General features: G+C 34.5%; 10 protein-coding genes. 3 read left to right on the forward strand and 7 right to left on the reverse strand.

What is annotated here, in order from left to right:
- Window positions 1-13: 13 nt before the first annotated feature.
- From BXY64_RS12555 to BXY64_RS12565, 3 genes are all read left to right on the forward strand, one after another.
- Complete coding sequence (locus BXY64_RS12555) at window positions 14-361, forward strand: STAS domain-containing protein (RefSeq protein ID WP_054720551.1); 348 nt, start codon at window positions 14-16, stop codon at window positions 359-361.
- A gap of 9 nt (window positions 362-370) precedes the next feature.
- Complete coding sequence (locus BXY64_RS12560) at window positions 371-1,933, forward strand: SpoIIE family protein phosphatase (protein WP_120240336.1); 1,563 nt, start codon at window positions 371-373, stop codon at window positions 1,931-1,933.
- Window positions 1,934-2,270: 337 nt separating this feature from the next.
- Window positions 2,271-2,582 (forward strand): PQ-loop repeat-containing protein, encoded by a 312-nt coding sequence (locus BXY64_RS12565; protein WP_120240337.1) that lies wholly within the window; start codon window positions 2,271-2,273, stop codon window positions 2,580-2,582.
- Window positions 2,583-2,996: 414 nt separating this feature from the next.
- Here BXY64_RS12565 and BXY64_RS12570 read toward each other — a convergent pair whose 3' ends face one another.
- From BXY64_RS12570 to BXY64_RS12600, 7 genes are all read right to left on the reverse strand, one after another.
- Window positions 2,997-3,545: a hypothetical protein gene (locus tag BXY64_RS12570; protein ID WP_147375986.1), complete on the reverse strand. Its 549-nt coding sequence runs from the start codon at window positions 3,543-3,545 to the stop codon at window positions 2,997-2,999.
- 128 nt (window positions 3,546-3,673) lie between these two features.
- Window positions 3,674-4,747, reverse strand: a complete 1,074-nt coding sequence (locus BXY64_RS12575; RefSeq protein WP_120240339.1) for a [citrate (pro-3S)-lyase] ligase — start codon at window positions 4,745-4,747, stop codon at window positions 3,674-3,676.
- Between the two features lie 176 nt (window positions 4,748-4,923).
- Window positions 4,924-6,315 (reverse strand): triphosphoribosyl-dephospho-CoA synthase, encoded by a 1,392-nt coding sequence (locus BXY64_RS12580; RefSeq protein WP_120240340.1) that lies wholly within the window; start codon window positions 6,313-6,315, stop codon window positions 4,924-4,926.
- An 87-nt stretch (window positions 6,316-6,402) separates the two neighbouring features.
- Window positions 6,403-7,962: a citrate lyase subunit alpha gene (gene citF, locus BXY64_RS12585; RefSeq protein WP_120240341.1), complete on the reverse strand. Its 1,560-nt coding sequence runs from the start codon at window positions 7,960-7,962 to the stop codon at window positions 6,403-6,405.
- A 43-nt stretch (window positions 7,963-8,005) separates the two neighbouring features.
- Window positions 8,006-8,905, reverse strand: coding sequence for an HpcH/HpaI aldolase/citrate lyase family protein (locus BXY64_RS12590; RefSeq protein ID WP_110360768.1), 900 nt, complete (start codon window positions 8,903-8,905; stop codon window positions 8,006-8,008).
- Window positions 8,905-9,192 carry a citrate lyase acyl carrier protein gene (gene citD / locus BXY64_RS12595; protein ID WP_110360769.1) on the reverse strand — a complete coding sequence of 96 codons (288 nt, stop codon included), beginning with the start codon at window positions 9,190-9,192 and terminating at the stop codon, window positions 8,905-8,907. Before citD ends, BXY64_RS12590 begins: the two co-directional genes overlap by 1 nt.
- Before the next feature lie 1,023 nt (window positions 9,193-10,215).
- Window positions 10,216-11,649, reverse strand: a complete 1,434-nt coding sequence (locus BXY64_RS12600; protein WP_120240342.1) for an ADP-dependent glucokinase/phosphofructokinase — start codon at window positions 11,647-11,649, stop codon at window positions 10,216-10,218.
- Window positions 11,650-11,717 lie beyond the last annotated feature (68 nt).

Here is an 11,717-nt window from a genome sequence, read left to right on the forward strand (position 1 = left end):
CATACTTTGAGCCATGAATATTGAAACCAAAAACATTGACTCTGTTACAATAATGAAACTTTGCGAAACCAATCGTTTGTATGCTTTAAATGCAAGCATTGCAAAAGATAAAATGAACGAAGTTTTAACTCAACCACAATCAAGACTTGTTGTTGATTTTGAAGACATTAATTTTATTGACAGTTCTGGATTTGGAGCACTTATTTCTGCTTTAAAAACCTCCAAGGAACATCAAAGTAAAATAAAGCTTTGTAATATCAATAAAGATGTAATGGAATTGATTGAATTAATGCAATTGGATTCTATTTTTGAAATATTACAGGATCCTACCGCTTGTGTAAACAGCTTCTCGGCAGAATAATTAGCCAATATGGCCAAGGCCTCACCGCATATACTCGTTGTAGATGACGATGTTGTTGTGCTTAAGTTTATAGAGTTTACACTAAAAGGCTTAAGCTACAAAACAACATTGGCAAAGAATGGTATTGAGGCCATTGATAAAGCAAAAACTGAGCATTTTGATTTAATAATTTCGGATCTTTACATGCCTCTTATGGATGGTAATGAATTGGTGCGTCATTTTAGAAACACTCCCGAATATAAACACACTCCTTTCATATTTTTATCTGGTAACAACGAAGAAGAAACCTGGATAAAAAACCTAAATGATGGTGCTGATGATTTTATAACAAAACCAATCAAGCAAAAGGTATTTGTCTCAAAAATTAATTCTCACTTAAAAAAGGCATTTCTCAGAAAGGAAATCATTGCAGGAAAAGAAAAGTCAGACATTAGCTACGAAAAAGGTACAATAATTTATTGTGCCAACAGAACCAGACCTTTTCCAATCCCACGTAAACTTGTAAAAACCAACATCAAGGTTGTTTATACTGATTCCGATTTTTTTATGGCTCTCCAAGGAACAAATAATTGGGGAATAATTATCGACGATGCCGCTACTTGGGCTATGTCCATACTCGATAAAATTGTTGAAATCACATCGGCTCATGTACCTTTAAGTTTACTCATTTCAGATCCGAAAGATTCTGCAAAGATGGATGAGTTTTTAAAGTTAAAAATCAGCACCTTTTTGTACAAAAACCTGGATACCAAACTAATTGTCCATCAAATCAATTCGAATATCCAGAGAGAGCACGAACTTAAGAACAAATATCTTAATGCTTTAAATACGGCAGCCAAAAGATCGCCCATCCGATTTGAAAACGAATTTTCTGATCAATTAAATGATTTTCAAATCCGCATATTACATGAACCATACGACAAATTACCGGGTGGCGATTATTATGAAATCATTAATGTGGATGAACACCGTAAGATTTTTGTATTAGGTGATGTAATGGGAAAGAAATGGGACGCCTGGTTCTTTGTTCCCGCATATATTGCATATATCAGGAGTACAATTAACTTCTTCCTGAACCGTCAGGAATTTGATTTTGTAGAGTCGCCAGGAAAATTTCTGGATATCATCAATCAATACATATTTAAAGACATGCAACTTACCGAGGTGTTCACTACTTTAAGTGTAATCTCTATTTGCACCAAGCAAAACAAAATTAGTGTTGCTTCAGCTGGTGCTTTGCGTCCGTATTACTACAACAAATCGGAGGATACCATGTCGCAATTAAACATTGTAGGAACATTATTAGGCGTTATAAAAACAACCAAATATCAAAGTTTGGTTCATGATTTTAACAAAGGAGATAAGGTTTTATTCTACACCGATGGTTATACCGAAGCGGTTAACGACAAAAACAATGAAATGATTGGAGATGATGCTTTATTCCAATCATTAAATAAGTTTAAACTTGATAGCGAACTACAACCTCAAAGCATAGAAGAAGAACTCATAAAAACTTACAATGTCTCTAAATTCGACGACGACCGCACGCTTCTTTTGGTTCAAAGAAATTAACCTGAGTTCAATTTAAAATATTGTCACAGTTTACACTGGTTTTGAGTAGAAATATTCTCAAATTTCCGAAGGAATATCGGGATATTTCGAGGTGATTTGAGGAAATTTATGCCAAAAGCAGGTAAATTCTTTGAAAAAATCATCTTCATCCAATCTTTACTTTAAAAACTCTTCAAAATATCCCGATATTCTTTCAGATTTTTTAAAACAAATCTTGAATAAATTTGATTTTCTGTGTCGGATATTTTAAATCGAACTCAGGTTATTAGTTTTTTCTTATCCAAAATTCGAGTTTTTTTTAGCACATTTGCCCTAAATATCAAAAAAACGGATTAAAATGAATGAAGTAGTTGGCTGGGTTGGAAGCTTATTATTTGCCATTTGTGCTTTGCCACAGGTAATACACACTTTTAAAACCAGAAAAACAGATGATGTAAGCGAAATATTTCTTTGGCTTTGGTTTTGGGGTGAGGTATTTACATTTACCTACATTTTAGTGGATGATATTGCCAGTAAAAATTACCACATCCCCCTCTATTTTAATTATTTATTCAATCTGGTACTTTTATTTTACTTGATATATGCCAAATATACATACAACAGTAAACCTACTGGCTTGGCATTACTCTTTCAAAAAATAAGAAAATAATACTTTGGATTAGTGTACATCTCAAATAGTAGGACTATTTACAATGCTTTTATATTACTTCTGGTTACTTACCCATTCCTTATGGATATAAAAGCATTCATTTCTCCTACTTTCTCATTCATTCTTCTTACTTTCCCACTCATTCTTTCTACTTACACATTACTTCTTCTTACATTTTCGTTCATTCCTTCTACTTTCACAGCACTTACTGTTGCATATCGATTCCTTTTTGTTTTTATATCGGTCGTTTCATCGACATAAACATTCCCATTGCTTACTTACACATTACTTCTTTCTACTTTCTCGTTCCTTCTTCTTACTTACACATTCCCTTTTGCAACTATCCGATTACTTTTAGCTACTTATAAATATCTATGCCAAAACCCCTCACACCAATCGCCAACATTAAAGAACTTATTGCTCTATAGACTCTATCAAGTTTAGATCCTTTTTAAGTTTATCTTTTTGCTCCGCAGACAACGCCTCATTATTAACATACTGCAGAATTAACTCTTTTAAATAATGATCCTTGATATCAAATAGAAAGCCATAATCTTGTCCACCGGCATATCCATATTCTTCAAACTCCTGCTTCACAGAATTTCTAACATGCTTGATGTATTGTTCAGCATTCATTTGAATTTTTCCTTTTTTACTATTTAAATCATCATCGAAATAGAAAATAGAATCAATAATATTTAAATACATTATTGGATCAATACAATAGGTTCGATATTGATCGGCATTCCAACTTGGCTGTTCATTAATTGTGGTGTAAAGATTATTTGCAATTCGAATATTAATATTGGCATGTTTTTCATACTCTATGATCATAGAATCTAAATCACTATGCGATAACAAACTTATCTGACTACTTTGCACCTGATCACGTTTAAGTTTATTGTTTTTGCAGGCAACTAGTAAAACTATTACACTACAATACATCCATTTATAAGATTTCATTTAGTTTGATTATTATTCTGAAAATAAGAATGTTTGATGTAATATAAATATTCTGCACATAAAAAAAGCCTGGTATTTTAAATAATACCAAGCTTCCATATTTTTAATACTCTCTAAAAGAGCTCTTATTAATGCCTTGAGATTGTATTTTTAATTTTTGTTCTTACTTCTAATGACTCATCGGAAAGCAAGAAGTTTTTTGTAGAATCAGGAAGGAATTCCAGAACATCCTCCAATCTATCTTCTCGTATTGCCTGTCTAACTTTCGAAGCTGAAATATAATTATCATCTCCTCCGCAAGTAATTCTTGGTATTTCCAATAAATCAACACCGTTGGTCGGAAGGTATTTTATCATCGCTTCGTTGTAAGCTGCAGTTACCGGAGAGTACATCTCGGTTCCTACATAACGCTTGTTGATATTCAAAACCGGAACAATATAACTTAAGAAAGTAATTACATCCAACTCGGCTTGTTTTGCAGAAATATCACATTCTTTTTCTTGTTTTAAGAAATAACATGGAAAAATGGTTCCAGAAACCACGTAATTCCCACCTTTTACCATCACAAGATTATCTACATGTCCTAATTCTTCCTTTATTAACCTCCATCTAATATCGAAAGTAAAAGAAGATCGATCTTCCTCAACAACAAAAAGATAGACCAATCTATTCTCTTTGCATGCTTTCTCGATTAAATACTTGTGTCCATTGGTAAAAGGATTACAGTTCACAACAACAGCTGCAATATCGCCAACGCTCACATCCTTTTTTACCGAACGCAAATAATCCTGGTAAGTTTTGATGTTTTCGTAACCAAATTCTAAAACAGAAAACAATGGTTCTGCAGTTGCAATCTCAGTAAAACCAAGTCCTTTAAAAACCTCAAGGTTTCTAGGCTTTGTGTATACAAAAATATGCTTGTGTTCTTGAATTACAATATCGATAAGATGAGTTACAATTTGTGCAAAAGCAGCTCCTTCTCTAAATTTTGGCGCTACAGCAACATACTTTAAAACTCTCCCCTTATACGATCCTGTTCCAATAACCTCATCGTTTAGATTATACAAAATCATAGTATAATCAACATCATGCTTATTGAAATCAAATCCCAATGGTTCCAAAAACTCAGAAACCAGTTTTATATCGAAGGGGTTCCTCAGATCCAAAGATTCTTCTCTGTAATCAGTATTTTCAACTCCCATATTTTCCGTTAGTTTAGTTTTGTTAGGTGTGTGTGATAGTTTTTAAATCAACAGTCAATATTATTGGATTTTGTCAAATATCAATGCTTTTATAATATGTTTCAGAGATATAAGAAGAATCCAAAATCATGATATATGTTATTTGTTTTATCTGAATGTTTTGTTATAAATGAAAATTAGGCATGTTGTTTATTTGCGGTAAAGATAAAATATGAAACCGCTAACAAATCAGCCGAACCTCCCGGAGATATGTGATTCTTTTCACAGTAATGAATTAAATCCTTGTATAAAATTTCGAATTTTTCATTCTCGAAATTCAAAAATGCTTCGTTGGCTTTTTGCTTTAATCCATCTAATACCTCAACACCTTTTCGATACAGAATATTACTATCGTCGTTATTGGCAATCAAAGACAACAAGGCGTGGGTTAAAGATTTGTGCAGGATTTTATCATCGGTGCGCTTCTTGTTCTGCAAATGGTATTCCAAAACCGGAATTGCATGCTGAAATACACTTGGTAAACCAGCCTGTATTTCACCACGAATGCCTTGTCCTTTATTTCCATATTTCTCGAAACAAACTTCACCATGCGTTAGGCTCCCATTATACAATTTCCTGCCCAACTCTCGCTCTACCAAATTTCCATTTAAATCTTTAATCAGATCAACAAAAGCTTGATAGGAAAAACTTCTTTTTGCGATTAGATACGCACTCACAAACAGAGAAAATCCCAATAAAAAAATTGCTCCTTTGTGTGTATTTATTCCATTGGTTTCACGAAACATATCTTCCTCCATGAGCAAACCAATTCGGCGCAATTCAGGAAGAGCTTTTTTTAAATCATCATTTGTATAGGAAAAACCATATTCAGCAATCTCCTTAAAGTAAACCGACAATACCGATGCGGAATCAATAAAGGTAGAAAAGTCCATATCGTCATGCGAACCATTGGAATTCCGATCCACCAAACCTGGTTTAGGTGACAATGCCACTTCGTGCAATAAAGATTTCAAAGCATTCGATGCTAATTTTTTGCAAACCTCATCTTTCCTTATCTCGGATAGATATTGATCGATATCATCATTAATCTTCTGACGAATATCAGCATAAGAATGACTCTGCTCTCGCATACATACCAAAGCAGGCTTTTCATTGCAGTAATAACACAACTTTGCCTTACCCGAAGATACCGGGCCTCCTTCAGCATTGGTTATGTCCACATCCAGCAAACGACCCAAAGAATGTGTTTCCTCGAACTTTTCAGTGATTTGTTTTATTTCATCAATTGAATAGGTATTTTCAAGAAGAGGAACCAAGTAGAAATCGCCAGCTGCATCAACAGCACAGTACTCTTGCTTTGAATCAATCAATACCCTATGCGATAACAGATGTCGCTTTAGTTCTGTCAACACCTGCCTAAAACAAGAATGAATTCTATCATCAGACTTTGGAAACCCTGGAATATTCATGTTCAAGCTTAAAGATGCCTGTCCAGACTCTGAAATTCCTTTTCGCAAAACAGATCTTTGATCCCTTGCCTTTAATATTTTCCCTAACACATCACTCATTCCTGTAAATCTCTCTATATCTTATAAAATTACACCCTAAAAGTAAAATTACAATTAGGGTGTACTTTTCTTTATATCAACTATCTGTTAAGATAGATTTTCAACATTACGAATTACGTCAATAATGGTACCATCGCGATATTCAACCAAGGCAACAATTTTTTCGCCCAATTGTTTTTCCGCCGGAACACCAGTCATTGTATCAACTTCTTTCTTCAAATCATTAATATCGACAACTTTTACACCTGCTTTCTTCAATGCAGCTGCAAGATTTGGCTTAGAAGGATTTACACAAACTCCACGTTCTGTAACAATCACATCAACACTTTCACCCGGAGTAACAATTGTATGAACACGATCTTTCACGATTGGCAAACGACCACGGAAAGAAGGACAAACAATCACACTTAGGTTAGCACCTGAAGCTGTATCAGAGTGACCTCCTGAAGCTCCACGAATCTCACCCGATGAACCAGTGATTACATTTACATTAAAATCAACATCTACTTCCAAAGCACCTAGCACAACGACATCCAATTTGTTGGTCATTGCTCCACAGTTATTTGGATTTGCATATTGATCACAAGTAATTTCGATATGCTGTGGATTATTCAATACAGAAGTACTTACTGCAGCATCGAAAGACTGCACATCAAAAATTGCCTGGAACAATCCTTCGTTAAGCATGTCAACACCGTAAGAAGTAACACCACCAATCATGAAACTACCTTTAATGTCTTTGCGTTTCATATCCTCGCGAAGGAATTTAGCTACAGCCAAAGAAGCACCACCCGCTCCTACCTGGAACGACATACCATCTTTGAACAAGCCAGAATGCTCGATAACTGTTGCAGCAATACGAGCAATACGTAAATCCATTGGAGATTTTGTGATACGAGTAGTACCTGATGCAATCTTGGTAGCATCACCAATGCTGTCAACCTTTACAATATGATCAACAAAATGCTGACGAATTGAACCTGGAACACATGGATAATCTACAAGGTTATCTGTTACAATAATTACATTTTTAGAGTAACGAGCATCAATATCAGCGTATCCCATAGAGCCAAAAGCAGATGGTCCGTGAGCTCCGGTAGCATTACCTTCCTCATCGGCAGCAGAAGCAGCCAAAACAGACAAATCTGGTTTGATACGTCCGGTCAAGATATCTCTAACACGACCACCATGAGAGTGAATAATTGCAGGATGCTTTAATTTACCCATTGAGATAATTTCACCCAAACGACCACGAATACCTGAAGAGAAAATTCTGGTAATCATTCCTTTCTCAACATATGGAACCAACCCATCGTGTGCAGATGTTAATGAAGAAGAAGCCAAAGTAATGTCTTTGATTCCCATTTCATCTAAAATTTCGATTGTTTGCATCAAAACTCCATCTCCTCCACGAAGGTGGTGATGAAATGTAACAGTCATTCCATCGAAAGGATTACATTTTTGGATCGCTTCTTTTAAATCGCCACACAATTTTGAAGTATGAGCTTTTTTTGCTTTTAATGTTCGAACAATATTAGTTGATGGAATCTCATCACCAATAATGCTTTCCCATACGCCCTGGAAAGGTTTTAACTCACCAAGACCTTCTATATATTCAGGAATTTCAACTCCTAATGCATTCTTCATTTTGTTTCTTTATTAGTATCAATTTTGTAAACAGGAATAACTGTTAACTTGCAACCGACTCTTCGATTTCTTTTAAATCGATATTGGCATATTCAAGAACGGTAATTGCTCTCTGAACAACAGGAGCATCTACCATTTTTCCGTCAATTGCAAATACTCCAATACCAGCGTTTTTATTTCGAATAAATTCTGAATAAACACGGTAAGCTTTTCTTACCTCATTTTCGGTTGGGTTAAACACTTCGTGTACACCATCTACCTGACGAGGATTAATCAATGCTTTTCCAGCGAAACCAATCTTTTTAATGTACTCCGTTTCTTCACGAAGACCTTCCTCATCGTTAACATCAGCAAATACGGTATCCAAAACATCTAAACCATGTGCTTTACCTGCCATTACAATACGCTTACGAGCATAATCAATACCTACTCCATCAGGAGTTTTTACGATACCCATATCCGCAGTTAAATCCTGACCTCCAATTGTAATTGCATCAATTCGTGGATCAGCACCTGCAATTTCGTATACATTTGCAACACCTTTAGCTGTTTCGATCATTACATGGATCGTCATGGTTGGCTTCTTAATTCCATGTTCTTTTTCGATTCTGCGAACCTCTTTCATGAAATCTTTCACATCCTGAACAGACTCAGTTTTTGGGAATCTGATATTATCAGGTTGCAATGGCACGATTTCTTCTAAGTCTGCCAATCCAAAAGGAGTATGCATGTTGTTTACACGCACGCAAACTTCTGTATCGTAAAATTCAACGGTTTGTAACATGTTACGAACCAAGATTCTTGCAGCATCTTTTTGGTTCAATGCCACGGCATCTTCCAAATCCAACAATACTGCATCACAACCATAAACTCCGGCTTGTTGAATCATTGCAGGATTATTTCCCGGAATGTACAACATTGATCTTCTTTTCTTTCTAGCCATTACATTGTACCCTCCTGAATACCTAAAGAACGTTTAACAGCAGCTTCAACTCTAGCCTTAATTGTTGGCGTTAGAGCTCCCTTATCTTTTGCAATCAGGTGTACATTCTGGATATCCAAATCATCCAAAACCTGATTAATTGTATTTTTGATATCATCTTCGAACTGCAACATCACAGTAGATGAGATATCAATTTGGCGACCGGCTTCCTCTGATACAGGTTCGATCAAGACCATGATATCGCTTGATTCGAAAGTTCCGGCTTGCGCTTTAAACTTAGGTGTCATTGTTAATGATATTAGTTTAATTATTCCGTAAGAATTATAATAATTGATTTTGCAAATTTTAATGTCTTTCGATAGAAATCAAAGCACTTTTAAAGATTTTTGTAGTTAATTACCTACTGTTATAAAACACAATCAGGAAACGATTGCATATCAGCCTGTTATTAACAGCCTATTCTTTGTAAGTATTTACATTTCTTACTATTCGCATAATTAAACAGGTAATTATTTTTTCGATTAAACATGAAAAATCATTATTTATCCTTCATAAATGTATGTTACTTATCAATTTAAGCTGGAAATATTATACATCCGAACAAAACAACAAAGGCTTCGCGAATGCGAAGCCTTAATTGTTAGTGATTAGTTAGTGGTTAGATTTTACTTGTCTAACAACAAGAAAATCAATTGTGTGATTAGTAAAGTTACAAATGGTAATTGTGTTTACTTTTTAAATACGCCACAATATAAGTTTAATTTTTCTATTTACGCAAACGTTTTCTGAAAAATTATTCACTGCATTTTTTATTTTTATTTATTCTTTAACTCAAAAAATTAGTTGTCAGTTTTTAAGTATCTATTAAAGAAATATTTCCGTTAATACTTCTAATTCTAACATTTTCAAAAAAAACTGCACATCATATTTTTCATCTGTTTATAATTTTCTTGTTAAGGTCAGATGGAAGCCGCAAGATCAAAATAATCATGTCGTGTGTTTAATCATTCTCGTTTCATTCAATCCATAAAATTTAATTGTGGATTAATTCTTTTACCATGTCATTAATCCACAATTAAGCCAAAAATTAAGAGGCTCAAACTAATTTCGTATTGTAAGAATAAATTAATTGATCGTTTAAAGATTAGATTAGTATAGTTAGTTTAGAGTTAGCTTAAACTGTTCCACACAAACAGTTTCGATTGAAAGTGAGAATAGCCCTGTACCACAACATGGGCTATTTTTACAAAAAAAAGGAGCAATTAGGTTTCAACCCAAAAACTCCTTTTCATTGACAATTATATTTTTATTTACACAGCGCCAACCAATGATACTGATGAAATTGTATCACCCATTCCTACCAGTGTAACAGGTTTTTCAATTAAAATGGTTGGAACAGCAATTACTTCAATTTCTTCATTAGAATAAATCCCAGAAGTTAATAATTCATTTTCGCCAAGTATATTTTTAACAGTATTGCTTAAGCCCTCAAGTTCATTCAAACCCACATCCGATACCTTATGATCTTTGGCCCACATTAATACATCTTTGCTGTTAATTGCACCAGTTCCAGCTTTAGCTGCCGCAACCGTTGCTGCCAACTGCATTCCGTTTCTGTTTTGCAATGGAGTAACCTTAAATCCTTTTTGCTGAAGAGTTACATACAAACCAAACATGTGCAACTGCATTCTTGGACATTTGGTATAATCATATACCTTTAACATCCCTTTAAATAGATTTGATGCATTGGTATTCTGATCACACTCTTGTGCCAATTCCTCCTCACCAATAACTTCAAGAATATCTATTAATTCTCGCTCATTAAATCCAAGGCTATCAACATCCTGAACCAGGCTATCAATCAAATGTTTTCTTACCACTTTATCCTGAGTTGAAGCAACTTCAAGGTGAAGAAGGTTATCCGGACAAGATTTTCTCCATTCGGCAATCATCTCTTTTGAAAGCTCAATTCGTTCAGCTCCTTTAGTTCCATCGGCTAAAGTTTCATGCAACATCTGATATCCAGATAAAATAATGTATTCAGGATTTACATCATCCTTCGCCATTCTTTTATTAAAGTTATCATCAATATGAAGCTTGAAATTCAATGGATCATAAGTAGCAATGAATCGATTTGCTTTAGGACAAGTGTAAGTTTCTCCTCCAATGGTTAAAGAATCTCCTTTATCAAACTCGATAATCCAGTGAATTAATGCATTATCATCTTTACGATCTACATTAAAGGCTTGTTGCAGCTCACCATTCTCATCAGTTGTTAATAAGTTTGGTAAATCCAAAAACAATTGAGATTGCTCTTTAGGAGAAGATGCACAATGCACATAAACATTTTGCACACCACATACAGCCATTGCATTAGCAACGATTCCTCCCTGGCCTCCCATTTGTAACTTATCGTAGCCAACATTCTTATTCAACCAATAAAAAACTTCAACATCTTCAATTAACCATTCCTCAGCAATACCACCTTTAAAGCAGTGAAGAATACCTCTAATTGCATCCTCATTTTTTCTAATTGCTTTCTCTTCTTCAGATATAATTAAATTTGTGTCAAGCTTATTGTTTTCAATCAACTTCTCTACATCTTTTCCACTCACCTTGATCACAGCATCTACATTTGCATTAAAGGCACTAATTAAACCTTTAATCTCTCCCATTTTCTCCAATTGCTCAGGCGCTGTACTATAATTCTTAAGCCAGGCAGCTTTTAATTCACTTTTTGACATTTGAGATGTTTTATTTTATTATTCAATTATAACCACAAGTTTAACTAGCAAATTAATGCAATTATCGA

Origin of the sequence: Marinifilum flexuosum (genome assembly GCF_003610555.1) — a bacterium.
In the GTDB taxonomy this organism is placed as follows: domain Bacteria; phylum Bacteroidota; class Bacteroidia; order Bacteroidales; family Marinifilaceae; genus Marinifilum; species Marinifilum flexuosum.